The 23,883-nt window shown below is 73.2% G+C and carries 24 protein-coding genes; 14 read left to right on the top strand and 10 right to left on the bottom strand.

Annotated features, from left to right (window positions below):
• Positions 1-170 precede the first annotated feature (170 nt).
• The 3 genes from HHX35_RS26910 to HHX35_RS26900 all read left to right on the top strand — a co-directional run bounded on the left by HHX35_RS26910 (position 171) and on the right by HHX35_RS26900 (position 3,417).
• Positions 171-770 carry a hypothetical protein gene (locus HHX35_RS26910; RefSeq protein ID WP_182901497.1) on the top strand — a complete coding sequence of 200 codons (600 nt, stop codon included), beginning with the start codon at positions 171-173 and terminating at the stop codon, positions 768-770.
• Positions 771-792: 22 nt separating this feature from the next.
• Positions 793-1,077, top strand: a complete 285-nt coding sequence (locus tag HHX35_RS26905) for a hypothetical protein (protein WP_182901496.1) — start codon at positions 793-795, stop codon at positions 1,075-1,077.
• 156 nt (positions 1,078-1,233) lie between these two features.
• Positions 1,234-3,417, top strand: a complete 2,184-nt coding sequence (locus HHX35_RS26900) for a S8 family serine peptidase (protein WP_182901495.1) — start codon at positions 1,234-1,236, stop codon at positions 3,415-3,417.
• A 170-nt stretch (positions 3,418-3,587) separates the two neighbouring features.
• Here the strand turns inward: HHX35_RS26900 and HHX35_RS26895 are convergent, their stop codons facing one another.
• On the bottom strand, positions 3,588-3,857 hold the full coding sequence (locus tag HHX35_RS26895; protein WP_139580661.1) for a DUF1876 domain-containing protein: 270 nt from the start codon (positions 3,855-3,857) through the stop codon (positions 3,588-3,590).
• A gap of 157 nt (positions 3,858-4,014) precedes the next feature.
• Between HHX35_RS26895 and HHX35_RS26890 the strand changes: the two genes are divergently transcribed.
• Positions 4,015-4,875, top strand: coding sequence for a universal stress protein (locus HHX35_RS26890; protein WP_182901494.1), 861 nt, complete (start codon positions 4,015-4,017; stop codon positions 4,873-4,875).
• 132 nt (positions 4,876-5,007) lie between these two features.
• On the opposite strand, the gene HHX35_RS26885 is transcribed toward HHX35_RS26890, so the two are convergent.
• Positions 5,008-5,448: an Hsp20/alpha crystallin family protein gene (locus HHX35_RS26885; RefSeq protein ID WP_139580663.1), complete on the bottom strand. Its 441-nt coding sequence runs from the start codon at positions 5,446-5,448 to the stop codon at positions 5,008-5,010.
• 109 nt (positions 5,449-5,557) lie between these two features.
• On the opposite strand from HHX35_RS26885, the gene HHX35_RS26880 reads away from it, so the two are divergent.
• From HHX35_RS26880 to HHX35_RS26870, 3 genes are all read left to right on the top strand, one after another.
• Positions 5,558-6,241: a bifunctional 2-polyprenyl-6-hydroxyphenol methylase/3-demethylubiquinol 3-O-methyltransferase UbiG gene (locus HHX35_RS26880; protein WP_182901493.1), complete on the top strand. Its 684-nt coding sequence runs from the start codon at positions 5,558-5,560 to the stop codon at positions 6,239-6,241.
• Between the two features lie 31 nt (positions 6,242-6,272).
• The gene (locus HHX35_RS26875; protein ID WP_139580665.1) at positions 6,273-6,671 is read left to right on the top strand and encodes a cupin domain-containing protein; all 399 of its coding nucleotides are present in this window, start codon (positions 6,273-6,275) and stop codon (positions 6,669-6,671) included.
• A gap of 105 nt (positions 6,672-6,776) precedes the next feature.
• Positions 6,777-6,914: a hypothetical protein gene (locus HHX35_RS26870; RefSeq protein ID WP_259405424.1), complete on the top strand. Its 138-nt coding sequence runs from the start codon at positions 6,777-6,779 to the stop codon at positions 6,912-6,914.
• Positions 6,915-6,944: 30 nt separating this feature from the next.
• Here HHX35_RS26870 and HHX35_RS26865 read toward each other — a convergent pair whose 3' ends face one another.
• Positions 6,945-7,487 carry a hypothetical protein gene (locus HHX35_RS26865; protein ID WP_220505919.1) on the bottom strand — a complete coding sequence of 181 codons (543 nt, stop codon included), beginning with the start codon at positions 7,485-7,487 and terminating at the stop codon, positions 6,945-6,947.
• A gap of 40 nt (positions 7,488-7,527) precedes the next feature.
• Positions 7,528-8,097: a TetR/AcrR family transcriptional regulator gene (locus tag HHX35_RS26860; RefSeq protein ID WP_182901492.1), complete on the bottom strand. Its 570-nt coding sequence runs from the start codon at positions 8,095-8,097 to the stop codon at positions 7,528-7,530.
• A 100-nt stretch (positions 8,098-8,197) separates the two neighbouring features.
• Between HHX35_RS26860 and HHX35_RS26855 the strand changes: the two genes are divergently transcribed.
• Positions 8,198-9,124, top strand: a complete 927-nt coding sequence (locus HHX35_RS26855; protein ID WP_182901491.1) for an NmrA family NAD(P)-binding protein — start codon at positions 8,198-8,200, stop codon at positions 9,122-9,124.
• 93 nt (positions 9,125-9,217) lie between these two features.
• Here HHX35_RS26855 and HHX35_RS26850 read toward each other — a convergent pair whose 3' ends face one another.
• A complete protein-coding gene (locus tag HHX35_RS26850; RefSeq protein ID WP_182901490.1) occupies positions 9,218-9,508 on the bottom strand; it encodes a hypothetical protein in 291 nt (96 codons plus the stop codon).
• A gap of 153 nt (positions 9,509-9,661) precedes the next feature.
• Between HHX35_RS26850 and ppgK the strand changes: the two genes are divergently transcribed.
• The 3 genes from ppgK to hrpA all read left to right on the top strand — a co-directional run bounded on the left by ppgK (position 9,662) and on the right by hrpA (position 15,082).
• Positions 9,662-10,399: a polyphosphate--glucose phosphotransferase gene (gene ppgK / locus HHX35_RS26845; protein WP_182901489.1), complete on the top strand. Its 738-nt coding sequence runs from the start codon at positions 9,662-9,664 to the stop codon at positions 10,397-10,399.
• Positions 10,400-10,579: 180 nt separating this feature from the next.
• Positions 10,580-11,083, top strand: coding sequence for a winged helix-turn-helix domain-containing protein (locus HHX35_RS44790; RefSeq protein WP_182901488.1), 504 nt, complete (start codon positions 10,580-10,582; stop codon positions 11,081-11,083).
• A gap of 72 nt (positions 11,084-11,155) precedes the next feature.
• Positions 11,156-15,082, top strand: coding sequence for an ATP-dependent RNA helicase HrpA (gene hrpA / locus HHX35_RS26835; RefSeq protein ID WP_182901487.1), 3,927 nt, complete (start codon positions 11,156-11,158; stop codon positions 15,080-15,082).
• 73 nt (positions 15,083-15,155) lie between these two features.
• Here hrpA and HHX35_RS26830 read toward each other — a convergent pair whose 3' ends face one another.
• Positions 15,156-16,685 (bottom strand): gamma-glutamyltransferase, encoded by a 1,530-nt coding sequence (locus tag HHX35_RS26830; protein ID WP_182901486.1) that lies wholly within the window; start codon positions 16,683-16,685, stop codon positions 15,156-15,158.
• A 64-nt stretch (positions 16,686-16,749) separates the two neighbouring features.
• Between HHX35_RS26830 and HHX35_RS26825 the strand changes: the two genes are divergently transcribed.
• The gene (locus HHX35_RS26825; protein ID WP_182901485.1) at positions 16,750-17,403 is read left to right on the top strand and encodes an HAD family hydrolase; all 654 of its coding nucleotides are present in this window, start codon (positions 16,750-16,752) and stop codon (positions 17,401-17,403) included.
• A gap of 23 nt (positions 17,404-17,426) precedes the next feature.
• Here HHX35_RS26825 and HHX35_RS26820 read toward each other — a convergent pair whose 3' ends face one another.
• The gene (locus HHX35_RS26820; protein WP_220505917.1) at positions 17,427-17,879 is read right to left on the bottom strand and encodes a MarR family winged helix-turn-helix transcriptional regulator; all 453 of its coding nucleotides are present in this window, start codon (positions 17,877-17,879) and stop codon (positions 17,427-17,429) included.
• Positions 17,880-17,944: 65 nt separating this feature from the next.
• Here HHX35_RS26820 and HHX35_RS26815 point away from each other — a divergent pair, with 65 nt between their 5' ends.
• On the top strand, positions 17,945-19,072 hold the full coding sequence (locus HHX35_RS26815; protein ID WP_182901484.1) for a serine hydrolase domain-containing protein: 1,128 nt from the start codon (positions 17,945-17,947) through the stop codon (positions 19,070-19,072).
• A 73-nt stretch (positions 19,073-19,145) separates the two neighbouring features.
• Here HHX35_RS26815 and HHX35_RS26810 read toward each other — a convergent pair whose 3' ends face one another.
• Positions 19,146-19,718, bottom strand: coding sequence for a hemerythrin domain-containing protein (locus HHX35_RS26810; RefSeq protein ID WP_182901483.1), 573 nt, complete (start codon positions 19,716-19,718; stop codon positions 19,146-19,148).
• 156 nt (positions 19,719-19,874) lie between these two features.
• Here HHX35_RS26810 and HHX35_RS26805 point away from each other — a divergent pair, with 156 nt between their 5' ends.
• Complete coding sequence (locus tag HHX35_RS26805; RefSeq protein ID WP_182901482.1) at positions 19,875-20,936, top strand: LacI family DNA-binding transcriptional regulator; 1,062 nt, start codon at positions 19,875-19,877, stop codon at positions 20,934-20,936.
• On the opposite strand, the gene HHX35_RS42740 is transcribed toward HHX35_RS26805, so the two are convergent.
• Both HHX35_RS42740 and HHX35_RS26795 read right to left on the bottom strand, forming a co-directional pair.
• Positions 20,920-22,503: a serine/threonine-protein kinase gene (locus HHX35_RS42740; RefSeq protein ID WP_220505916.1), complete on the bottom strand. Its 1,584-nt coding sequence runs from the start codon at positions 22,501-22,503 to the stop codon at positions 20,920-20,922. The two genes, HHX35_RS26805 and HHX35_RS42740, sit on opposite strands and share 17 nt — an antisense overlap.
• A 35-nt stretch (positions 22,504-22,538) precedes the next feature.
• Positions 22,539-23,858, bottom strand: a complete 1,320-nt coding sequence (locus HHX35_RS26795; protein WP_220505915.1) for an SGNH/GDSL hydrolase family protein — start codon at positions 23,856-23,858, stop codon at positions 22,539-22,541.
• Positions 23,859-23,883 lie beyond the last annotated feature (25 nt).

Genomic DNA, 23,883 nt, shown 5'->3' with positions numbered 1-23,883 from the left:
GCCGACACCTCCAAGCGGGAGTATGACCGGCGCGATCCGTTGCGTCACCGAGGCCGAGCGCCAAGTCTGCCTTATCTACTCATTACGCCTATAACGTTGTGCGACTGATCTGTCACGCGATGTAATCACATCGGCGATGGGCCGGACCTACTGGCTCCGAAGGAGTGAATATGACGTTCACAGCTATGAACCCCACGTCCATGGCGACCACGCTGGGGTACGGCGCTCAGCACCAGATCTCGCCCCTGCAGCAGCTCGGTCAGCAGATCCCGGCGATGCAGCAGCAGCTGTCGCCGCTGGCGATGATCCAGCAGGAGGAGCACATCCTCCCGCAGGAGCACCTGGTGAGCCCGGTGACCTTCTGGACCAAGGTCGCGCGGTACAGCGTGCGTTACGGCGCTCCCGCGGCCCGCCAGATGCTGGAGGGCGTGCTCTACCAGCACCAGGTCCGGGAGCAGATCCAGCAGCAGGTTCAGCAGCAGATGCTTCCGCCGCAGGTTCTGCAGGCCCTCCAGGCCATCCAGGCCCAGGCCCAGCAGATCCCGCAGGTTTACGGCCAGCCGTACGCCACCCAGGCGTACGCGCAGCACCCCGGCCAGCAGGCCCTTCAGTTCGGCGCCCCCTCCATCCACGGGGCGTACGGGCAGCAGGTCCCGCTGACCATGCAGCCGCTGTCGCAGGTCTACGGCCAGGCCTACGGCCAGCCGTACGGCCAGCTGCACCAGCAGGCCGCTCAGCAGGTCCCGGTGCCGGCCGGTGCCGCACTCTGATCGGAGGAACACCGTGGAGTCGATGGGTCCCGGGATGGGTCCGGTGACGCCCCCGGCCGTGGGAGTCGCGACGGGGCATCCGGCGCCGGTCGCGCCGCTGCAGGCGCACTGTGCCGTGACGCTCCAGCGGCTGTACGGCTGGCTGCAGGCGTCACTCCCGCAGGCGCCCCAGGTCGCGGGGATCATCCCGCTGCTGGTGCAGGCGGTACAGCTGTACCGGGCCGGGCGGTACGACGCGTGCCTGGCGCAGATCCAGTTCGCGCTCGGCGCCGTCACCCCTGGACGGCCCACCGTTCCACTGCTGTGACGTGATCACCTCGGTGGCCCGGACCGGTCGGCGGCCGGTCCGGGCCCCCGCCGTCCCGAGACCGGCGAAATGTGATGACAGAGCCTGAACTGCCCGCCGCGCCGTACGGGGTGCGGCCGGCCACACCAGCCTGAGCTGGGGAGAGTCGGAGACGTTGTGACCAATAACGACAAGCCCAAGGACGGAAGCGAGGAGCCGCGCCCGGCGTCCCCGCGGGGGCGGCAGGCGTCCCGCCAGGCGCCGCAGCCGGTGGAGTCCCGGCCGCGGCGCTACATGGTGGCCGCGATGCCCCAGCCGCACCCGGCGACGCCGGGAGCGGCCGCGCCGGCTCTCGACGGCGACACGGTGCGCAGGCTGCTGGAGGACGACCCCGAGGTGCGCGTGCTGCGCCGCCTGCGGGGGACGGCGGGGAACCCGGGGGCTCAGGCACCCGGGTTCCCCGCTGTGGTCGTGGCGGAGACGACCGCCGAGCACGTCGAGGCGCTGCGGCGGCAGTATCCGCAGCTCTACTTCGAGCGCGACCGGCTGCTCAGCTACAGCGACGTGCCCCAGCCGCCGCGCAGGCGGCGGCCCGCACCGGCGGTGGTGCCGCCGGGCGTGGAGAGCACGTTCGCCTTCCTGGTCAGGGACGCGGACGGCACGCCGCTGCCCGGCGCGAGCGTCCTGGTGACCGGGCACGGCTGGCCGGCCCAGACGTCCACCGGGGCCGACGGCCGCGCGGTGGTCACGATGGTGGGGGAGACCCCGGAGTCGATCACCGGGGTGACGGTCCGGCCGCGCTCCGGCTACTGGAGCGTCCACATCGATCGCCCCGCCCTGTCCACGACCCGGGACAACCTGATCGAGCCGATGCCCCTGTCGGAGACCTTCAGCGGTTTCCCCGGCAAGCAGGTATTCGGCTGGGGCCAGCAGGCGATGAACCTCGACCGCCTGCCGCCCACGCTGCGCGGCGCGGGGGTCAGGGTCGCGATCATCGACTCCGGGGCCGACATACGGCACCCCGACCTGCGTGACCGCGTCCGCGCCGGCGTCGACCTCGTCGGCGGCGAGCCGGACGGCTGGTCCGTCGACGCCGCCTACCACGGCTCCCACTGCGCGGCCGTCGTCTCGGGCGCCGACGACGGCCACGGCGTCGTCGGCTTCGCGGTCGAGGCCGAGGTGCACGCCTGCAAGATCTTCCCGGGCGGGCGGTTCAGCGACCTCATCGAGGCGCTCGATTACTGCATCGAGCAGCGGATCGACGTCGTCAACCTGAGCCTGGCCAGCAGGCACCACTCCCCGCTCGTCGCCGCGAAGATCGAGCAGGCGCGCGAGGCGGGGGTGGCGTGCGTGGTGGCCGGCGGCAACGACGGAGGACCGGTCGGCTTCCCCGGCATCCTGCCCGGCGTGCTGACCGTCGCGGCCGTCGGCAAGGCCGACGCGTTCCCGCCCGGCACCGCCCACGAGGCCGAGATCCACGGGCCGATGACCGGCGACGGCTACTTCTCGCCGCGCTTCACCTGCCACGGCCCCGAGATCGACGTGTGCGCCCCGGGCGTGGCCGTCCTGTCGGCCGTCCCTCCGGACGGGTACGCCGCACTGGACGGCACCTCCATGGCCGCGCCGCACGTCGCCGGCCTCGCGGCCCTGGTGCTCGCCCACCACAGCGACTTCCGGGGCCCCTTCAGCGGACGGGACGCACGGCGGGTCGATCACCTCTTCCACATCATCAAATCGAGTTGCGTCCCGCTGAACCTCGGCGACCTCCACCGCACCGGCGCGGGGATGCCGAACGCGCTGCGCGCTCTCGCGCCCGCCCTCGCGCAGATCACGCCCGAGCCGGTCGAGGCCGACACGCTGCTCGGGCAGCTCACCGCCGAGATGACCGGCGCGGGACTGCTCGCGTCGGCGGCCTGGGGACCGGGCGGCGACTCCGGGCATGCGGGCCATGGCGGCCAGGCGGGCCCGGGGACGCAGCCCGGCATGGCGGCGTGCGGCGCGGGCACGACGGCCAACGGGCCGGTGCCCGGCGGTCTCGTCACCGGCGGCCCGCGCGGGCGCGCCACGTCGGCCGGGGGCGGCGTCCCGCCAGCGGACCAGGGCGGAGCGCCCGGAGGGGCGGGGACACGGGGCAAGCGAGGGGGAACACGCGCGGCCAGGCCGTACGTCACCGGGCCCGGCGGGGGCCGGACGCCCGGCGGTGCGGCGGGCGACGTCCCGGCAGGTCCCCGTATGGCGAACGGCACGCCGACGGCCGGGACCGGCCCGGCCGGAGGCGAGCAGGCCGCCATGGCCTGGCTGAAGGAGGAGATGCGGGCCGCGGGGCTCCTCGGCGACGACCCGGCCGACCCCGCGGAATGAGGACGCCGCGCAATGAGGACGCCGTGGAATGAGGACGCCGGTGTAATGAGGGCGTGCTGCGCGGACTCCCGGGGGCTCGGGCGGAGCCCCCGGGCGCCGGCTCCGCTGCCGGGCCCGTCCCCGGCGCTCCGGCCTTAAGCACGCGGATGGCCGGAGAACGGGCCGGGGTCTCAGTACGACTCGTAGGCGGGACCGGCGAGCTGGGCCACGTCCTCCGCGCCATCCCCGATGAGTTTGGCCCCCAGGTCGGCGAGGGCCCGTCCGGCCGCCAGTTCGTCGCCGATCTCGGGCACGGGCCGGTCGGACGGGTTGCGGCGGGCTCGGCCGACGCTCTCGTGGCGTCGTCCCGCGGGCGTGTAGAGCACGGCGGTCGCGGTGGTGACGTCGTCGTTGTCGTCCTCGTTCACGAAGATCTCGACGGTCCAGCGCTTCGATTCCATGTCGGACCACCTCCAGGACTCCAGCATCCCTCCCGGCCGCGCGGCCCCGGCACCGGCCCCGGGCCGAGGACCTACGACCCTGGAGGGGCGCGGCCGCCGGTGGTGACATGGAGGAGGTTCCAGGTCGGAAAGGCCAGTGAGGAAGGAAGGAGCGCCCATGCCCGGCCCGATCATCGTCGGCACCGACGGTTCGCCCGCCGCGACGGCCGCCGTGCGGTGGGCCGCGGACGACGCCGCCCGCCGCGGCTGCCCGCTGCGCTTCGTCTCCGTCGTGGACCACTGGGCGTACGGCATCCCGAAGTTCCCCGCCTCGGGCGGCGACCCGCTCACCGCGCACGCCGAGCGGGCGCTGTCCGCCGCGGAGGCCGTGGCCCGCGAGCGGCAGCCGGACGTGAAGATCAGTACGGAGATCATCGAGGGCATCCCCTCCCGCGTCCTGCGGGACAAGGCCAAGGAGGCCGTCGAGATCGTGCTCGGCAGCAGGGGACTCGGCGGCTTCGCCGGCATCGTCGTCGGCTCGGTCAGCACCCACGTCGCCGGGCACGCCCCCTGCCCGGTCGTCGTCGTACGGCCCGGGTGGAGCGGCGAGAGGGGGGAGGTCGCCGTGGGCGTGGACGACTCGCCCGAATGCGAGCCCGCCCTGGCGTACGCCTTCGAGCAGGCCAGGGCGCACGGCGACGCGCTGCGCGCCGTGCACGCCTGGCAGTTGCCCGCCCATCCGCTCGCGCCCGAGATCACCTATGACGTGGAGGAGGTGCGCGAGGCCCGTCAGCGCGTGATGCGGGAGAAGCTGGCGGACCCGCGGAGGCGGTATCCCGAGGTGCCGGTGCGCGAGGAGATCGCCTACGGGCATCCGGTCGACGCGCTCGTCCAGGCATCACGCGGGGCCGACCTGCTCGTGGTCGGCTCCCATGGCCGGGGCGCGCTGGGCTCGGCGATGCTCGGCTCGGTCAGCCGGGGAGCGCTGCACCACGCCGAGTGCCCGGTCGCCGTCGTACGGTCCCCGTCGGCGCCCTGAGCCTGCCCTGAGCCTGCCCTGGGCCTGCCCTACGACGGCCCTGGCCCGGCCAGGCCCTACGCAGGCCAGCGGGCCCTGAGCCGGGCGAGCTCGGGCCCGTCCGCGCGGCGGACGGGCCCGGCGTGGGCGCCCTCAGCTCTGCTGCTGCTGCCCGGCTCCCGGCTTCTCGATCGGGATTCGCCTGCGCTCCTCCCGCTCCTCGGCGAGCCGCACGCTCACCTCGAGGAGTCCCTTGTCATAGGTCGCCTTCACGTCGTTCTCGTCCGCGTTCGGCGGCAGCACGACCGACCGGGTGAAGGCTCCGTACCGGAACTCGGTGCGGTGCGCCTGCCGCTCCTCGTGGCGCCGTTCGGCGTGGATGGTCAGCACACCGTTCGACACGCTGATCTCCACGTCCTTGTCCGGGTCGATTCCGGGCAGTTCGGCGCGCAGCACGTACCGGTCGTCCTTCACGTAGTCCTCAAGCCGCATCTGCTGCCCGGCCATCGGCCGGAGCGCGGCCATCGGCGCCTCCAGCAGGTCGAACAGGTCGGGAACGAGACCTCTGGACTCCCGTCTCATCGGAACGCTCATGCCTGTCACCTCCGTCCGGCAAGACTCATCATGAGAGAAATACCCGACAGAAATCAGACAAATCGCCACGACTGGGCCGCTGTCCGGCCCGTGATGCAGGATGGTGATCATGCTGCCAGAACGGCTTTATCAGGGCACCGGCCCCGGCCCGATCACTCCGGACGGGTGCGCGGTCGACTACTACGCGACGCTCACGCCCGCCGGCGAACCCGAGATCGTCCACGCCGCGATACCGGAGGGTGCGGCGATCCTCGAACTCGGCGCGGGGGTGGGCCGGATCACCCACGCCCTCCTCGCGCTCGGCCACGAGGTGGTCGCCGTCGACGAGTCGCCCGAGATGCTCGCGCACATCCACGGGGCGGAGACGGTCCTGTCCCGCATCCAGGACCTGTCGCTGCCCCGGATGTTCGACGTGGTCCTGCTGATGTCGTACGTGATCGACACCGCCGACGACGACCTGTGCCGGGCGTTCCTGCGCACCTGCCGCCGCCATGTCGACTCGGACGGGTGCGTGATCCTCCAGCGCCAGCCGCCCGAGTGGTACGACACGGTGGGGCCGTCCGAGACGCGCCGCGACGGACGGGTGATCCGGATGACGGACGTGAGCCGGCCCGAGCCGGATCTGCTCGACGCGACGATGGAGTACGTCGTGGGGGACCGGCGATGGACGCACACGTTCGTCAGCAGGCGCCGCACGGACGACCGGTTCGAGGAGTTGCTGCGCGAGGCCGGGCTCACGATGGAGGGCTTCCCCGGCGGGGATCGTGGATGGGTGCGGGCGGTGCCGGCATGACGCGACCGGCCCGCGGCGAAAGGAGCGCGTGATGAGGTTCGTACGAGAAGGCGAGATCAAGGCCACCCGGCCGGGACCGGACAGGTTCACCGACGGGGTGTGGGAGGCGGAGGCGCTGAAGGAGGTGGAGCCGGACGGCCTGCGCGCCCAGCGTTTCTCCTACGAGCCGCAGGCCCGCTCGGGCTGGCACACCCACGACGGGGAGCAGGCGCTGTACGTGCTGTCGGGACGCGGGGTGGTGACGCGCTGGGGCGAGACCGAGGGCACGCTCATCGGGCCGGGCGACTGGGTCCACGTGCAGCCGGGCGAGAAGCACTGGCACGGCGCCGCCGACGACGACACGCTTGTGCACATCGCCGTCACGGCGAGCGGCAAGACGCACTGGCACGGGCCGGTGACCGACGAGGAGTACCGCGCCGGACTGGGCTGAGCGGCGGCGGGACGGCTTCGGCGGCCGTCGGCCCGGCCCCGAGGGTCCCCGGGTGAGAACGGCCGGACGTGTTCCGGCGGCCGCCGGCCGGTGAGAACGGCCACGATGAACGCAGGATTCGACTACCCGGAGCCGCCCGGCTCGGTGCGCCCGCTGGAGCGCACCGGCGCCTTCCGCGTGTACGCCGATCCCGCCGATCTGCTGACGCGGCTCGACGAGGTCGGCGTGCGGGTCCGTTCCTGACGCGCCTCAGCCGGTGACGCCTGACGGGCCTCAGCCGGTGACGATGACGAGGTCGGCCCGGGAGCGCACGTCATGGCGGGCGTAGTACCGCTCCTCCTGCTCGGCCCAGCGCCGCCAGTGGGGCGCGTACAGCTCGCCGTCGCGGGCGAGCGCCCGCGCCCGGCGGACCTCCTCACCGGCCTCCAGCCACACCAGCCCGCTGAGGTACGGCCCCGCCTCGCGGGCGCCGGAGCCCACGCCCTCGATCACGACGGCGTCCGCCCCGGCGATCTCGTGCCATTCGGCGTACCGGCCCCGCGTCCAGTCGTAGCGCCGCCAGCGTGCCCGGCCCCCGCGGCCCAGGGGGCGCAGCACCCACTCCAGCAGGGCGTCCACCCCGGCCTGCAGGCCGTCCCAGCCGTCGTACAGGTCGTCCATGCGGACGACCGGCGCGGTGAGCGCCGCGGCCACGGCGACGGCCAGCGTCGACTTGCCCGCACCCGAGCGTCCCTCGACGGCCAGGACGCGGATGCCGGCCCCGCGGGCGGGCCGCGTACACAGCCAGCGCGCGACGGCGGCGGGATCGGGGGTCACGCGCGCCGAGCCTAACGGAGGCGCCGCGTGCCGATTTCCATCACCCCTGACGGGGGCTGACTCCCGCCATGGACAGGCCGAGCAGTCGCTGCGCGTCGGCGGCGGGATCCGGGTGGTGTTCCGTGGCGAGGGCGATACCGGTGATCAGGGCGAGCAGGTCGCCGGTGGTCACGCCCGGCGCCAGCGCGCCGTCATCCGCGGCGCGGCGCACCAGCGGCTCGCCCGCCTCAGTGAGCTGCGCCGAGCAGCAGTGCTCCTGCGCCGCGTCGGGGCCGGCCGCCCGGTCGCGGGTCAGCGCGGTGGCCAGCCCGCGGATGGTCGCGGCGTCCGCGAGGACGGCGCTCAGCCATTCCAGCAGCGCGGCCCGGGTGTCGGCCCTGCCGGTCAGCTCGCGGGCGTGCGCGCACAGGGTTTCGACCCGCTCGCGGAAGACCGCCTCCAGCAGCGACTGCCGATTGGGAAAGTGCCGGCGCACCGTGGCTGATCCGACTCCCGCGGTGCGGGCGATCTGCTCCAGGGACGCGTCGGGGCCCTCTGCGGCGATCGCCTCCTTGGCCACGGCGAGCAGGCGCGCGTAGTTGCGCCGGGCGTCCGCACGCTGGACGGGCATGGTGTCACCTCATCGGTTGCTAAGTGGCGGGGTCCGCCGTATTGTACCGAAGCATAAACGGCGGGCCCCGCCGTTTCTTTGCTCGCCCCAGGAGGGCCTCATGGCAATCGATTCCGCACCCGTTCTGGTCACCGGCGCCACCGGCCAGCAGGGGGGCGCCACCGCCCGTGCCCTGCTGGCGAACGGCGTCCCTGTCCGGGCACTGGTCCGCGACCCCGCGACCGAACGAGCGAGGGCGGTCGAAGCACTCGGCGCCGAGCTGGTCACCGGCGACCTCCGCGACCGTGACTCCGTGATCAGGGCCGCGCGAGGAGCCCGGGCCGTCTTCTCGGTGCAGATGCCGCCGTTGCGGGCAGGCGCCTTCGACTTCGAGGGCGAGCTGGTCCAGGCCGTCAACCTGGTCGAGGGCGCGCTGGCCGCGGGCGTGCCGCAGTTCGTGCACACGTCCGTCACCGGCGCGGGGCGGCACACCGAGGCCCCCGGCTGGGCCGAAGGCCGCTGGGCGTCGCTGGAACCCGCCCTCGCCGCCAAGGCCGCCGCCCAGGATCGCGTGCGTGAGGCGGGCTTCACCCACTGGACGATCATCAAGCCGGGCTTCTTCATGGAGAACTTCCTCCCGTCCGCGGCGTACCTGCTTCCCCGCGGCGTCGAGGGGGGCATCGTGACCGTGCTGAAGCCCGGCACCCGGCTCTCCCTCGTCGCGGTCCACGACATCGGCGCGGCGGCCGCCGCGGCCTTCGCGGCACCGGAGCGGTTCCACGGCGTCGAACTGGAACTGGCCAGTGACCACCGGCCGATGAAAGAGATCGCCGCGGTCCTCTCCCGGGCTCTGCGCACCGAGCTGCCCGCGCCCGACATGACGGTGGAGGAGGCGGTCGCCGCGGGGATGCCGGGCTACGGCGTCGCCGTACACGAATTCATCAACGTGGTCGGTCAGTCCGCCCGCCCGGAGTACGCGCGGGCCCTCGGCATCCCGCTCACGACCTTCGAGGACTGGGCGCACGAGCGCCTGCGGGCCGTGGCCTGACGCCTCCCGCAACGGCCGGGGGTGGTCGCGCAGCGGCCCGGAGGGGCCGTCCGGTCCCTCCGGGCCGCTTGTGGAAGCCCTTGCCCGCCCTCGCTACACGCCGGCGCGGGTGGGGCGGCGGATGTCGCTGCTCTGCTCCTGCCACTCGGGGGTCTCCTGCCCCTTCTCCTGGGCCATCTCCTCCATTCGCAGGGCGACCCCCATTGCGAAGAAGGTCGGCGCCCACTCGCCGACGAACAACGCCCAGCGGTCGGCGCGCTCTATGCCGGCCGCCTCGTACTTGTTCGAGACGATCCATGAGGCGATCGACATGCCGATCGACCCCAGAGCGGCGCTGTACATGTGATTGGAGCGCAGTCCCATCTTGTGGAGTGTCCTGATCATGCGTGTCCCCCTTGTGGTGATTTGCCCCGATTCGGGGCGTACCCGGCCTGTCCTCACGTAACCCGGCCGGTCCCACGACGCCGTGCGATACTCGCGACCGCGCATGAGGCGGGGGCGGCTGGGTAGCCGTCCAGCCGGACCAGGAGGTTAGTCATGGAAGTTCTGGGCATCGACGTCGGCGGTTCCGGGATCAAGGGCGCCACGGTGGACACGGCCGCCGGCGTGCTCACCCGGGAGCGCCTGCGCATCCCGACGCCGCGGCCCGCCGCGCCGGGGGCCGTCGCCCAGGCCGTACGCGAGATCGCGGAGCACTTCTCCTGGACCGGTCCGATGGGCGTCACCTTCCCCGGAGTGGTCCTCGACGGGGTCGTCAGGACGGCGGCCAACGTGGACAAGTCGTGGATCGGCGTGAAGGGCGCCGACCTGTTCGGCGAGCAGACGGTCGTGCTCAACGACGCGGACGCGGCCGGCGTCGCCGAGATGACCTTCGGCGCGGGCCGGGACCGGCACGGGGTCGTGCTCATGCTGACCTTCGGCACCGGCATCGGCAGCGCGCTCTTCGTGGACGGCACGCTGGTGCCCAACACCGAGTTCGGCCACATCGAGATCCGCGGCAAGGAGGCCGAGCACCGCGCCTCCGACCGGGTGCGCGAGGAGGAGGACCTGGGCTGGGACAAGTGGGCCCGGCGCGTGGAGGAGTACCTCAGGCACATGCGCGACCTGCTGTCGCCCACCCTGATCGTCGTCGGCGGGGGCGTGAGCAAGAAGGCCGACAGGTTCCTGCCGTATGTCGATCTCGGGGACACCCCGGTGGTGCCCGCCGTGCTGCGGAACGAGGCCGGGATCATCGGCGCGGCGATGGCCGCCGCGGGGGCCGCCCGCATCCCCTGAGCGATAGAAGTCCCTTATTCCTACCTGGACAGCGGGTAATATCGCTGCCATGATGATCCCATGAGTTCCTCGGGGAGGTTGACCCAGCGCCGGCACATCGACCTGCTGCGCGTCTGCGCCGCCGCCTGTTGACGACCGCGGTCACCACCGTCCGGTACGCCACGAGGCAAGGAGAGGGGCATGTCCCACCAGAACGTGATCGACTTTGTGGAGCGCAGGCGCGAGCAGGGCCACGAGCCCCCCGACATCGGGCAGGGGTCCGTGCTCGGCGTGCTGCCGGTGCCGGAGGCCGGCGCCGTGCTGATGATCGTGGGCTACCTGGTGCCCGCCGCGGTCGCGGCGGACGCGCCGGAGCCGCCGGCCGCCGCCCTGCAGCGGCGGGCGACCCCCGGCGAGGAGGAACTGGTCCTGGACCGGGCCGCGCGGGTGGCCCGGGCCGATGGCGAGGAGATCGAGCTGACCTTCCGCGAGTTCGAGCTGCTCGACTATCTCAGCTCGGCCCCAGGCCGGGTCTACAACCGCCGCCAGCTCATGGCCGCCGTCTGGGACCGGTACGACGACGAGGGCGGCCGTACGGTCGACGTGCACGTCCTGCGGCTGCGCCGCAAGCTGGGCCGGCACGCGGGCCGGATCGTGACGGTGCGCAACGTGGGGTACAAGTATCAGCCGTCGCGCCGCCGCTGACGCCGCCGGGAAAGGGCCGCCGGAAAACGGCTGGCAGATCGGCGGGGGGTGTTGCCTATCCTTGAGCATGGAATGAACACGCTCGCCGATCTCCAGGCCCGCCTCCCCGACCTGATGCTGCGCGACCAGCGCAGGCTGCGCCGCCGTCTCGACGGCATGCGCCGGGTCCGCGACCGCGCCGCCCGCCAGTCCGTCGTCCAGGAGATCGCGGGGGACGTGGAGGCCGCGGAACGCCGCGTGGCCGCGCGCCGCGCGGCCCTTCCCGCCCTCAGCTACCCTCCCGAGCTGCCGGTCAGCCGGCACAAGGACGACCTGCTCACAGCGATCAGGGACCACCAGGTCGTCATCGTGGCCGGTGAGACCGGCTCGGGGAAGACCACCCAGATCCCCAAGATCTGCCTGGAGCTCGGCCGGGGGGTCCACGGCCTCATCGGCCACACCCAGCCGCGCCGCATCGCCGCCCGCACGGTCGCCGAGCGCATCGCCGAGGAGCTGTCGATCGAGCTGGGGGAGGCGGTCGGCTACAAGGTCCGCTTCACCGACCACTCCAGCGACGGGACGCTGGTCAAGCTGATGACCGACGGCATCCTGCTCGCCGAGATGCAGACCGACCCGATGCTGCTGCAGTACGACACGCTGATCATCGACGAGGCGCACGAGCGCAGCCTCAACATCGACTTCATCCTCGGCTATCTCAAGCAGCTCCTCCCCAAGCGGCCCGACCTCAAGGTGGTCATCACCTCCGCGACCATCGACCCCGAGCGGTTCGCCCGGCACTTCGCCCGACCGGGCGGGGAGCCGGCGCCCGTGATCGAGGTGTCCGGACGCACCTATCCCGTGGAGGTGCGCTACCGCCCCGTCGACGAGGACGACGACCAGACGCAGGCCATCGTCGACGCCGTGGACGAGCTGTGCGCCGAGGGGCCGGGCGACATCCTGGTCTTCCTCAGCGGCGAGCGGGAGATCCGCGACACCGCCGACGCGCTCAAGGGCCGTCCCGAGGAGGTCCTCCCGCTGTACGCGCGGCTGTCGGCCGCCGAGCAGCACCGGGTCTTCCAGTCCCACCGGGGCCGGCGGATCGTGCTGGCCACCAACGTCGCCGAGACCTCGCTGACCGTTCCCGGCATCAAGTACGTGGTCGATCCGGGCACGGCGCGGATCTCCCGCTACAGCCACCGGCTGAAGGTCCAGCGGCTGCCGATCGAGCCGATCTCCCAGGCGTCGGCCAACCAGCGCAAGGGCCGCTGCGGCCGTACGTCGGACGGCGTGTGCATCAGGCTCTACTCCGAGGAGGACTTCCTCTCCCGGCCGGAGTTCACCGACCCCGAGATCCTCCGTACGAACCTGGCGAGCGTCATCCTGCAGATGACCTCGCTGGGCCTGGGCGACATCGCGGCGTTCCCGTTCGTGGAGCCGCCGGACAGCCGTCAGGTCAGGGACGGCGTCAACCTGCTGCTCGAGCTCGGCGCCCTCGCGGACAAGGCCGCGGGCCGGGAGACGGGGAAGGGCACCCAGCTCACGCCGCTCGGGCGCAAGCTGGCCCAGCTTCCGGTCGACCCCCGCCTCGCCCGGATGGTGCTGGAGGCGGACAAGAACGGCTGCGCCCGTGAAGTGATGATCGTCGCGGCCGCGCTGTCGATCCAGGACCCGCGCGAGCGGCCGGCCGACAAGCAGCAGGCGGCCGACGAGAAGCACCGACGCTTCGCCGACAAGGAGTCGGACTTCCTGACCTACCTCAACCTCTGGAACCACCTTCGCGACAGGCAGAAGGAGCTGTCGTCGAGCGCGTTCCGGCGGCTGTGCAAGGCCGAATACCTCAACTACCTGCGTGTGCGTGAGTGGCAGGACATCGACAGCCAGCTCCGCCAGGTGGCCAAGACGCTGGGCATCGTGCCCAACAGCGTGCCCGCCGACCCCCAGCGGATCCACCAGTCGCTGCTGGCCGGCCTGCTGTCGCACATCGGGGTCAAGGACGTCGTCGAGAAGCGCAGGCAGGACGGCCGCAGGCCGATCACGGAGTACATCGGCGCCCGCAACGCCCGCTTCGCGATCTTCCCCGGCTCGGCCCTGGCCAAGGCCCAGCCGCAGTGGGTGATGTCGGCCGAGCTGGTGGAGACCTCCCGGCTGTGGGCCCGGGTCAACGCCAAGATCGAGCCCGGGTGGATCGAGCCCCTCGCGCAGCACCTGGTCAAGCGCACCTACAGCGAGCCGCACTGGGAGAAGGACCAGGCCGCCGTCGTCGCGCTGGAGAAGGTCACGCTGTACGGCGTGCCGATCGTGACCGAGCGGAAGGTCAACTACGGCCGCATCGACCCCGAGCTGAGCCGGGAGCTGTTCATCCGGCACGCGCTGGTCGACGGCGACTGGCGCACCCACCACAAGTTCTTCCACGAGAACCGCAAGTTGCTCGAGGAGGTCGAGCAGCTGGAGGAGAAGGCCCGCCGCCGCGACATCCTCGTGGACGACGAGACGCTGTTCGACTTCTACGACCAGCGGATCCCGGCCGACGTGGTCTCGGGCAGGCACTTCGACAGCTGGTGGAAGAAGGCGTCGCGGGAGACGCCCGAGCTGCTGACGTTCTCGCCGGAGATGCTGGTCAACGACAGCGCCGGGGTCAGCGCCAGGGACTACCCCGACGCCTGGCGGCAGAACGGCCAGCGGATGCGCCTGACCTACCGCTTCGAGCCCGGCGCGGTGGAGACGGGCGAGGCCGACGGCGTGACCGTCCACATCCCGCTGGCCGTGCTCAACCAGGTCGACCCGACCGGCTTCGACTGGCAGATCCCCGGCCTGCGCGAGGACCTCGTCACCGCGCTCATCCGGTCGCTGCCGAAGAACCTGCGGCGCAACTTCGTGCCCGCCCCCAACTACGCCAAGGCCGTGCTGGAACGCGTACGGCCCGGCGGCGAGCCGATCCTCGGCGCGCTGGAGCGCGAGCTGCGGGCGCTGACCGGGGTGGAGGTGCCGCGCGACGCGTGGGCCCTCGACCAGCTCCCCGCCCACCTGCGGATCACCTACCGGGTGATCGACGACCGCAAGCGCACGGTGGCCGAGGACAAGGACCTGGAGGCGCTCAAGCGGCGGCTCGCGCCGAAGCTGCGCGCCACGCTGTCGAAGGCCGCCGACGACCTCGAACGCGACGGCCTGCACGGCTGGACGATCGGCACGCTGCCGAAGGTGTTCGAGCAGGGCAGGATGCGGGCCTACCCGGCCCTGGTGGACGAGGGCACGAGCGTCGCGGTCCGGATGTTCGAGACCGAGCGCGAGCGCGACAGGGCCATGTGGGCGGGCACCAGGAGGCTGCTGCTGCTCAACGTGGTCAACCCGGCCAAGGCCATCCTGCGGACCCTGGCCACCGCGCAGAAGCTCGCGCTCAGCCGCAGCCCGCACGGCGGGGCCGCCGCCTTGTTCGACGACTGCACCGCGTGCGCCGCCGACACGCTGATGGCGGGGGCGGGCGGGCCCGTCTGGGACGAGGCCGGGTTCGAGCGGCTGCGCGACCACGTGCGGGCCTCGCTGTTCGAGACGACCGAGGAGGTCGTCTCGCGCGTGGAGCGCGTCCTCGCGGCCTGGCACGCCGCGCAGAACCGGCTCGGCGCGCTGGGCGGCGGCGTGGCCGATCTCAGGGCCGACATCGCCGACCAGCTCGACGGGCTGGTGCACGACGGGTTCGTCACCGAGACGGGCTACGACCGGCTGCCGGACGTGCACCGTTATCTGCGGGCGGTCGAGCGCCGGCTCGACAAGCTCCCGGACGACCCCCACCGCGACCGTGAGTGGATGCACCGGGTGCACGACGTCGAGGACGAGTACCGTGACCTGCTCGACCGGCTGAAGCCCGCCGAGCGGGACGCCAAGGCCGTGCGGGACATCCGGTGGATGATCGAGGAGCTGCGGGTGAGCTTCTTCGCCCAGCAGCTCGGCACGCCCACCCCGGTCTCCGAGAAGCGCATCCGCAAGGCCATGCAGCAGGTCGAGTCCGCCGCCCGGGCCGGCTGACCCGAGCCTTCGACCTGGGCTGCTGGTCTGTGCTGCTGGTCTGTGCCGCTGGCCTGGGCGGCCGGGTCTCCGTTCAGCGACCCAGGGCGGCGCCGATCAGCGCGCGAGGGTCGGCCGCCCCGGCGAGCACGCCCGACGGGAGCAGGTCGATCAGGTGGGCGTGGCCGAAGTTGGAGCCCCACTCCACCGTCTCGACGGCGTGCCCGCGCTCGCGCAGGCCGTCCGCCCACGGCGCGCCCTCCTCGACCTCCACGACGGGGGCGGACCGCCAGGTGTCGAAGCCGGTGCCGCTGCCGAGCGCCCAGCGCGGCGCGGCGATCACCTCGCCGGGCGTCTGGCCGTGCGCGAGCAGGCGGGTGACCAGCTGCAACAGGATCTGCGGCTGCGCGTCGCCGCCCATCGTGCCGAGGACCGTGCGCAGCGTCCCGTCCGGCCGGGTGACCAGCGCCGGGCACAGCGTGTGGGGCGGACGGCGGCCCGGGCCGTACTCCGCGGGATGGCCGGGCGTGAGCGAGAAGCCGATGCCGCGGTTGTGCAGGTTGATCCCGGTGCTGGGCTCGAAGAGCAGGCTGCCGAAGCCCGACGCGTTCGACTGGATGAGCGAGACGCCCATGCCGTCCCCGTCGACCACGCACAGGTACGTCGTGTCGCCAGGCCCGGCGGGAGCGTCGGGCAGGGGGGAACGCCGCTCGGGGTCGACCAGCGCGTGGCGGGCGGCGGCCGTGCCGAGCGGCGCGGCGGCGGCCTCGTGGAGGACGTCGAGCCGGTCGTGCCCGGCCGCCCTCGCCGACTCCACCAGCAGGTGGGCCCAGCGCGGGTCGGCCGGGTCGGCGGGCGGGCCGAGCTCGGCGAGGATCTCCAGGGCCAGCAGGAGCAAGTAGCCCTGGGAGTTCGGCGGAACGGTCCAGATCCGGTGCCCGAACACCTCGACGCTCAGCGGCTCCACCCAGTCGGCGTTCGGCCGGGCCAGGTCCTCCTTGGTGTACTCGCCGCCGCCCAGCTCCAGCAGGCCCTTGCCGAACTCGCCCTGGTAGAACGCCGCACGGCCGCCCTCGCCGAGCGCGGTGAGGGCCCTGGCGACGCCGGGCCTGCGGATCACGTCCCCGGCGCGGCGGGCGGCCGCGAAGTCCCCGGCTCCGGGCAGCGAGCCGATGAACTCACCGCCCGGGGCGAGCAGCGGCGAGGCGGGGAAGCCCTCCGTCGCGAGGCGGATCGCGGGGGTCAGCAGGTCGGCGAGCGGCAGGCGGGCGTACCGCTCGTGCAGCGCCAGCCACCCGTCGGCGCAGCCGGGCACCGGGACCGAGCGGATGTCGTACAGGTGGGGCATCCGGCCGAGGCCCTCCGCCCGCAGCCGGCCGGGATCGGCGCCGGAGCCCGCCCGCCCCGAGGCGTTGAGCGCGCTCACGGTTCCGTCGTGGACGAGGGCGAACAGGTCGCCGCCGAGACCGCACATGTGCGGGGCGGTGACCGCCAGCACGGCGTTGGCGGCGATGGCCGCGTCCACGGCGTTGCCGCCGTTGTCGAGCATGGCGACGCCCGCCGCCGAGGCCAGATGATCGACCGTGCACACCATGCCGTTCAGGGCATACCGAGTCTCGCTCACGTCCGGCGATGTTACGGCACACCATAGAGTGGCTGCCGTAACAGGACGAAGGGGAGAGGCGGTCATGGTCCGGGCGCTCGTGTTCGACGTGGGGGAGACGCTCATCGACGAGACCCGGATCTGGTCCCGGTGGGCCGACCGGCTGGGCGTGCCGCGCCTGACCTTCATGGGGGTGCTCGGCGGCATGGCCGCGCTCGACCGGAGCCACCGGGAGGCGTTCGAGCTGATCAGGCCGGGAATCGACCTCGACGCCGAGATTGAGGCGTGGCGGCGCGAGGACACCGGCGGGCTGCGCGAGAACTTCGACGCCGACGACCTCTACCCGGACGTGCGGCCCGGCCTCGCGGCCCTGCGGGAGGCCGGCTACGACCTGGTGGTGGCGGGCAACCAGCCGCCCCAGGCGTACGACGCGCTGGTCGCGATGGACCTGCCGGTGGACGGGATCCACACCTCGGCGGGATGGGGAGTGGAGAAGCCCGATCCCGCGTTCTTCGCCAAGGTCGCGGCGGTCTGCGGCCATGAGCCCGGGCAGATCCTGTACGTCGGCGACCGCCTCGACAACGACGTCCTGCCGGCCGCGCGGGCCGGGATGCGGACGGCCCTGCTGCGCCGGGGGCCCTGGGGCTACCTGCACTCCGAGCGCCCGGACGCCGCCCGGGCCGACCTCGTCGCCGACGGCCTCGCCGACCTCGTCCACCTGGTCCCCGCGCTCGGCTGAACCGCCGCAGGTCGCGCGGCTGATCAGGGGCGCAGCCGGCGGGCGAGGAGTTCGCGCAGCGCGCCGGTCTCGTCACCGAGGCGGTTGAGCGACGCCAGGAACTCCTCCGGCTGGTCGAGAAGGCCGAGCATCCGGGCGGACACGGCCTCGCGGGCGGCGCGGCCCGCCTCGACCGCGGCCCTGCCGTGCGGCGTCAGCTCGATCATTCGTGCCCGCTGGTCGCCGGGATCGGCCCGGCGTGCCACGTAGCCGATGCGCTCCATCTCGGCCGCCACCTTGGAGGCGCCCTGGGGGGTCATGCCGAGCAGCCCGGCCAGGTCGGACACCCGTACGGGGCCGGTGAGCAGGTGCTGGAACACGTATCCGTGCACGGTGCGCACCCGGTCGTGCCCGGAGGCGGCCATCAGGGCGCGCACCTCGGCGTCGCAGGCCGCGGCGAGGGCCGTGAACAGCAGGGTCAGATCGCTTGACACCACCCCCGGATGCTCCAATACTCAACCATGGTTTCGCAACTCAGGTTGAGTAATTTGGAGGAGCGCTCATGTGGTGTGATCCGGCCTTCGCGCCCGTCGCCGACGCGTTCAGGGAGACGGGCGGCGGAGAAGGCGGCGCGGCCCTCGCCGTGTACGCGGGCGGGCGCATGGTCGTGGACCTCTGGCAGGGCACGGCCGACCCGGACGGCGTACGGCGCTGGGAGCGGGACACGGTCGTCAACGTCTTCTCGGTGTCCAAGGGGGTGCTGGCGACGCTCGCGCACCTGTACGTCCAGCGCGGACTGCTCGATCTGGACGCCCCCGTGGCCCGTTACTGGCCCGGGTTCGCCACCGCCACCACCATCGCCGACCTGCTCGCGCACCGGTCGGGGCTGCCCGCCGTCCGCCGGGAGCTGCCGCCGGGCTCCCTGTTCGACTGGGACGCGATGACGGCCGCGCTCGCGGCCGAGAGCCCGTGGTGGACGCCGGGGGAGCGGCACGGGTATCACGCGGTGACCTTCGGCTGGCTCGTCGGCGAGGTGCTGCGCCGGGTGGGCGGGCGGCCGCTGCGCGACCTGGTCCGCGACGAGCTGGGCGTCCCCGACCTGTGGATCGGCCTGCCCGCCTCGGAGGCGGGACGCGCCGCCTACCTCGCCCCGCCCGAGGCCGGGCCGGACGCCACACCGTCATCGTTGACCGGCGCCATGTCCGAGCCCGGCTCGATCACGACGATGGCCTTCTGCAACCCGGCCGAGCAGCTCACGCCCGGTCTGGCCAACACCGCGCGCTGGCGGGCCGCCGAGATCCCCGCGTCCAACGGGCACGCCAGCGCCAGGGCTCTCGCCACGCTGTACGGCAGGCTCGTGTCGTGCCGCAGGCGCGTCGCCGGTCGCGCGGGCGCGCTCCTCGGCCCCGACGTGCTCGGCCGGGCCGTCGCGCCCCGGAGCGAGGGGCGCGACGAGGTCCTGCTGGCGCAGACCAGGTTCGCGCTCGGCTACATGCTGCCCTGTGAGATCCGGCCGTTCGCGCCGAACCCGCGCGCGTTCGGGCACAGCGGCTCGGGCGGGGCGCTCGCCTTCGCCGACCCTGACGCGGGGGTCGCCCTGGCCTACACGCCGAGCCGCCTCGTCGTCAGCGCGGCCGGCCCGGACCCGAGGTGGAAGCCCATGGTCGCGGCGCTGTACGCCTGCCTCTGACGGTGCGCAGGGGCGGACAGCGCCGCGCCTTCGACGGTGCGCCGGGGCGGACAGCGCCGCGACGCGGGCGCGCTCAGCCCCGCGCCTGCTTCTTCCGCTTGACGGCGGCGGCCAGCTCGTCCTTGCTCATCCCCGACGCACCCTCGACGCCCAGTTCCCCGGCCTGGTGCAACAGCTCGTCCTTCGTCCGCGAGCGCGGCTTGATCGGAGCGGCCAGCACCTCGGCCTTCCGCTTGCTGAAGGCCTTGCCGAGCTGCACCCGCTCCTCGAAGGGGACGGCCTTCTCCAGAACCGGGAGGATGTCGTTCTCCTCCTCCTCGACGTGGTGCGTCACCGCCTCGATCAGCTCGTGCAGCAGCGTGTCGAACTCGGGGCTCTCCGGGGCGGTCTCCAGGAGCTGGGAGATCATCTCCTCGGCCTCGTGGTGCTCCTCCGTGCCGTGGTGGACCTCCTCCTTCTCCTCGGGCTGCCGCTTGGCGAGCACGGGGTAGACCTCGTCCTCCTCGCCCTCGCTGTGGGCGATGAACTTCGCCGCCAGCTCCGCGAGGAGGGCCGGCCGGTTCTCCGGCATCCTCCGGAGCCGCTCGAACAGCGACTCCACATCGCGGTGATCTTCTTTGATCAGGCTGATGACGTCGGTTGCCATGGGTTTCCTCCTGTGCGTGGACGCGCTCGCACTACCCGGCGTCACCGCGCTCACACCGGTCCCGGCCGGACCTCCATCGGGGAAGGGCGCCGAGATGAGGGTTTCGCAGGCGCTCGGTCGCGGATGACGGCGAATCCCGTCCCGTAGACTCGCCTCATGATCGAGGGAGACCGGTCGCGAAGGCGCCGAGAACCTCGGCGCGGCGACCTCGGCGTCGCTGCGATCGCCCAGCTCGCCGGGGTCTCACCGCCGACGGTCTCGAAAGTGCTGCACGGCCAGGCCGGGGTGGGGGAGAGCACCCGTCTGCGGGTGGAGGCGCTCCTGCGCGAGCACGGGTATCGCAGGCCGGTGCCCGCCGGGCCGGCGCACGGCCTGGAGGTGGTGTTCAGCCACATGCTGGGTTCCATCGCGCTCGAGATCATGCGGGGCGTCGAGCAGGTCGCGGCCTCCCGTCATCTGGTCGTCGGCTTCACCGACGTGCGCTCGCGCGTGACGGCGGGCCTGCCCTGGGTGGAGCCGTTGTTGCTGCGGCGGCCTGTGGGGGTGGTCGCCGTCGTCTCCGGGGTCACCACCGAGCACCGCGACTTGTTCGAGGCCGGTGGCGTCCCCCTCGTGGCGCTGGACCCGACCGGGGACGTGAATCCCACGCCGTCGGTGGGATCGACCGGCTGGAGCGGCGCGCTCGCGGCCGCGCGGCACCTGCTTGAGCTGGGGCACCGGCGGATCGGCGTGATCACCGGGCCGGCCGGCTTCCTGGCCTCGCGGGCGCGGCTGGACGGGTTCCGCGCCGCTCTGGACACCGCCGGCGTCCCGTTCGACGAACGGCTCATGCGCGACGGGCCGTTCCTTTTCGAGCACGGCCGGGACCTCGGAGCGGAGCTGCTGACCCTGCCCGACCCTCCGACGGCCATCGTGTGCGGCAACGACCTGCAGGCGTTCGGCCTCTACGAGGCCGCCCGGCTCGCCGGTCTGCGCATCCCCGACGACCTCAGCGTCGTCGGGTTCGACGACATCGAGCACTGCGCCTGGGTGGCGCCGCCGTTGACCACGGTGCGCCAGCCGTTCTTCGAGATCGGCGCCACCGCCGCGCGAATCGTGCTGGCGCTGGCCGACGGGGAAAGACCGTCCGAGACGCTCGTCGAGCTCGGCACCACCCTCGTGGTTCGCGGCAGCACGGCCCCGCCCCGCCGGAACGCGAAGATCAGGAGTCCTTGGTGAGGGTCCCCTCGTAGGCGAACAGCCCGAGGTCGTCGGTATGGCGGTAGGCGAGGCCGTCGCCCTTGCGGGTGAGCACGACGTCGCCAGGGACGCACTGCGGGACGTCCTCCAGCCGGAACGTGAGCGCCGAGCCGGACGCCGCGGTCAGCCGCAGCGTGCCGTCGCAGGAGTTCGCGGGCTCCTTCCACCTGCCGGATGGCTTGCCGCGCTTCAACTCGATCTCGATGTCGTACTCGCTCGTGAGGAGGCCGGCGGTGGGCGCGATGTGCCCCCGCCACTTCCCCTCGAACGCCTGCGGGATGCCCGCGGGTGCGGAGGCGGTCGCCGGGTCCGTCCCGGCGGTGCCGCCGGGCTCGGGGGTGGTCGGCGTCGGGTCCGCCGCGTACGGGCTCTGGGCGGGGGCGCTCGCCAGGGACGTGGGGGACGGGCCGCCGGACATCGCGGCCAGGCGCGGGACCAGCAGCGCGGCGGTGATCCCGAGAGCCGCGACGGCGGCGCCGGCCCCGGCCAGGACCCGGGTGCGCGATCCGCCCCGGCGGCCACCGGGAACGGTGTCGGCCGCCCCGTGCCCCCCGGCGGCCCCGTGCTTCCTGGCGGCCCCGTGCTTCCTGGCGGCCCCGTGCTTCCTGGCGGCCCCGTGCTCCCCGGCGGCTCCGTGCTCCCCGGCGGGACCCGCCGACGGCGAGGCCGCCGTCCACGGAGACGGATCATACGGCTGCGCGGGCCCGCCGGGCGCGACGCCGTTCGCCGCCGCGCCCGTACGCACCGGGCCGGGCGCGGAGCCGACCAGTTCGAGCAGCAGGTCGCGGGCGGCGGGGCGGGCGGCGGGGTCCTTGGCGAGGCAGCGTTCGACCAGCGCGCGCAGGGGCGGGGGCACCGGCGTCAGGTCGGGGAAGGTCGTCATGATCCGGTGCAGCACGGCGGCGACGTTGCCGGCGCCGAACGCCGCCCGGCCGCTGGCGGCGAAGACGATCGTCGCTCCCCACGCGAACACGTCGGAGGCGGGGGTGGCCGGATGGCCCGCGATCTGCTCGGGCGCCAGGTAGGCCGGGGTGCCCACCGGGCCCGCGGTCATCGTCTCGCTCTCGCCCTGGCGGGCGATGCCGAAGTCGACCACACGGGGACCGTCCGGCCCCAGCAGCACGTTGCCCGGCTTGAAGTCGCGGTGCACGATGCCCGCGCCGTGGATCGCCGCCAGCGCGGTCGCCGTCCCCACAGCGAGTCGTTCCAGCTCGCCTCCGCGCAGCGGCCCCGACGCGGTCACCCGCTGCTGCAGCGAGGGGCCGTCGACGAACTCGCTCACGACGTACGGCTCGCGCCCGTCCACCATCGCCGTGATCACCCTGGCGGTGCAGAAGGGAGCGACGCCGCGCAGGACGTCGAGTTCGCGCGCCAGCCGTGCCCGGACGACGGGGTCGAGCCCGGTCTTGAGCACCTTCACCGCGACCGGAGCGCCGTCGGGCGCATAACCCAGGTAGACGACGCCTTGGCCGCCCTCGCCGAGACGTCCGCTGATACGGAACCCGCCGAGCGTGCGCGGGTCGTCGGGCTCAAGGGGGGCGACCATGGTCACACGGTAGCGATCCCGCGGCCGTTCCGGGATCAGAGCAGGCGGGGGTTCACCGCGTCGGCGAGCGCGAGCCGCCCGGCGTCGCTCAGGTGCAGGTGATCGCCCGAGTCGTACGAGACGGCCAGCTGCTCGGGAAACTCGGGATCGCGTACGGCCCGGTCGAAGTCGAGGACGGCGTCGAACACCCCGCTCGTGCGGATCCAGGCGTTCAGCCGCTGCCTGATCTCCTCGCGCTCCGGAGTCCAGGTGCTCCAGCCGTAGAAGGGGGTGAGCGTGGCGCCCAGCACCTTGACATCGCGGGCGTGCGCCTCGCGGATCAACCTCTTGTATCCGTAGGCGAGCGGTTTGATCGAGGTGTAGTCGCCCCGGGCGATGTCGTTGATCCCCTCGTAGACCACCACGGTGCGCACCCCCGGCTGGGACAGCGCGTCGCGGTAGAACCGGCTGAGACCGCTCGGGCCGACGTTGGGGTGCAGCAGCCGGTTCCCGGCGATGCCGGCGTTGAGCACCCCCAACCGCCGCGACGGCGACTGATGGGCCAGCCGCTGCCGCAGGTAGTCGGTCCAGCGGCGGTTGGCGTCGACCGCCTGGCCCGCGCCGTCGGTGATCGAGTCGCCGAACGCGACCAACGAACCGACCGTGGCCCCGCCCGCCTCGACCGCGATCCGGTCGAGGAAATACCACTGCGTGCTGGTGTAGGTGAAGCCCGCGCCGCTCTCCTCCGCCGCGTGGTCTCCCGGGTCCGACAGGTAGGTGGTGCTGTAGGCGCGTTCGTGCCCGGTCACACCCCTGACCGTCCCGGGCAGGTGGAGGCTGACGACCAGGGCGGAGCCGCCGGCGATCCGGCCCGGGATCGGATCGCTCCAGACGGCCTGGCCCGGCGGCACCTTCACCGAGGCGCCCTTGCGGAAGGTCACCGGCCGGTTGGTCCCCGCGAGGATCTCGGCGCCGTACGCCTGGACGCCCACGTGCACGTTCGCGAACGTCACCGGCGCCGCCCCGAAGACGTTGGACAGGCGCAGGCGCATGCCGGCACCGCCGACGCTGGCGCGCACGACCATCCGCACGGTCTGCCCGCCGAGGGCCGCCGTGATCCGGTCGGTCGAGGTGGTCCACGCGCCGACGAGGCGGTGCTGCACGGGCGAGTCGCCATCGGGCTTCGGCGCGGCCGCGCGGTGCCTGCGGGTCGCCGAGGCCGCTGCGAGTCCTCGGGCGGCGGAGGACGAGGCGACCGCGGTGCTCGCGGCCGTGAGGGACTCCGCGTGGACCGGCGCCGTGGGAAGCGCCGCGGTCGCGCCGCTGACGGCGAGGGCGAGAGCGGCCATGGTCAACCGGTGAGCCGGCCGTGCCATCCGGGTCCTCCATTGGGGTGTGGCT

Source organism: Microbispora sp. H10830 (assembly GCF_014161375.1).
GTDB lineage: Bacteria > Actinomycetota > Actinomycetes > Streptosporangiales > Streptosporangiaceae > Microbispora > Microbispora catharanthi.
The sequence above is the reverse complement of the archived record's forward strand: the minus strand, read 5'-3'. Positions and strand labels throughout refer to the sequence as shown.

Coding starts and splice junctions, on each gene's coding strand:
- HHX35_RS26910 (WP_182901497.1), top strand. CDS start 171: ATGACGTTCACAGCTATGAACCCCACGTCCATGGCGACCACGCTGGGG.
- HHX35_RS26905 (WP_182901496.1), top strand. CDS start 793: ATGGGTCCCGGGATGGGTCCGGTGACGCCCCCGGCCGTGGGAGTCGCG.
- HHX35_RS26895 (WP_139580661.1), bottom strand. CDS start 3,857: ATGGAATCGAAGCGCTGGACCGTCGAGATCTTCGTGAACGAGGACGAC.
- HHX35_RS26890 (WP_182901494.1), top strand. CDS start 4,015: ATGCCCGGCCCGATCATCGTCGGCACCGACGGTTCGCCCGCCGCGACG.
- HHX35_RS26885 (WP_139580663.1), bottom strand. CDS start 5,448: ATGAGCGTTCCGATGAGACGGGAGTCCAGAGGTCTCGTTCCCGACCTG.
- HHX35_RS26880 (WP_182901493.1), top strand. CDS start 5,558: ATGCTGCCAGAACGGCTTTATCAGGGCACCGGCCCCGGCCCGATCACT.
- HHX35_RS26875 (WP_139580665.1), top strand. CDS start 6,273: ATGAGGTTCGTACGAGAAGGCGAGATCAAGGCCACCCGGCCGGGACCG.
- HHX35_RS26870 (WP_259405424.1), top strand. CDS start 6,777: ATGAACGCAGGATTCGACTACCCGGAGCCGCCCGGCTCGGTGCGCCCG.
- HHX35_RS26860 (WP_182901492.1), bottom strand. CDS start 8,097: ATGCCCGTCCAGCGTGCGGACGCCCGGCGCAACTACGCGCGCCTGCTC.
- HHX35_RS26855 (WP_182901491.1), top strand. CDS start 8,198: ATGGCAATCGATTCCGCACCCGTTCTGGTCACCGGCGCCACCGGCCAG.
- HHX35_RS26850 (WP_182901490.1), bottom strand. CDS start 9,508: ATGATCAGGACACTCCACAAGATGGGACTGCGCTCCAATCACATGTAC.
- ppgK (WP_182901489.1), top strand. CDS start 9,662: ATGGAAGTTCTGGGCATCGACGTCGGCGGTTCCGGGATCAAGGGCGCC.
- HHX35_RS44790 (WP_182901488.1), top strand. CDS start 10,580: ATGTCCCACCAGAACGTGATCGACTTTGTGGAGCGCAGGCGCGAGCAG.
- hrpA (WP_182901487.1), top strand. CDS start 11,156: ATGAACACGCTCGCCGATCTCCAGGCCCGCCTCCCCGACCTGATGCTG.
- HHX35_RS26825 (WP_182901485.1), top strand. CDS start 16,750: ATGGTCCGGGCGCTCGTGTTCGACGTGGGGGAGACGCTCATCGACGAG.
- HHX35_RS26815 (WP_182901484.1), top strand. CDS start 17,945: ATGTGGTGTGATCCGGCCTTCGCGCCCGTCGCCGACGCGTTCAGGGAG.
- HHX35_RS26810 (WP_182901483.1), bottom strand. CDS start 19,718: ATGGCAACCGACGTCATCAGCCTGATCAAAGAAGATCACCGCGATGTG.
- HHX35_RS26805 (WP_182901482.1), top strand. CDS start 19,875: ATGATCGAGGGAGACCGGTCGCGAAGGCGCCGAGAACCTCGGCGCGGC.
- HHX35_RS42740 (WP_220505916.1), bottom strand. CDS start 22,503: ATGGTCGCCCCCCTTGAGCCCGACGACCCGCGCACGCTCGGCGGGTTC.
- HHX35_RS26795 (WP_220505915.1), bottom strand. CDS start 23,858: ATGGCACGGCCGGCTCACCGGTTGACCATGGCCGCTCTCGCCCTCGCC.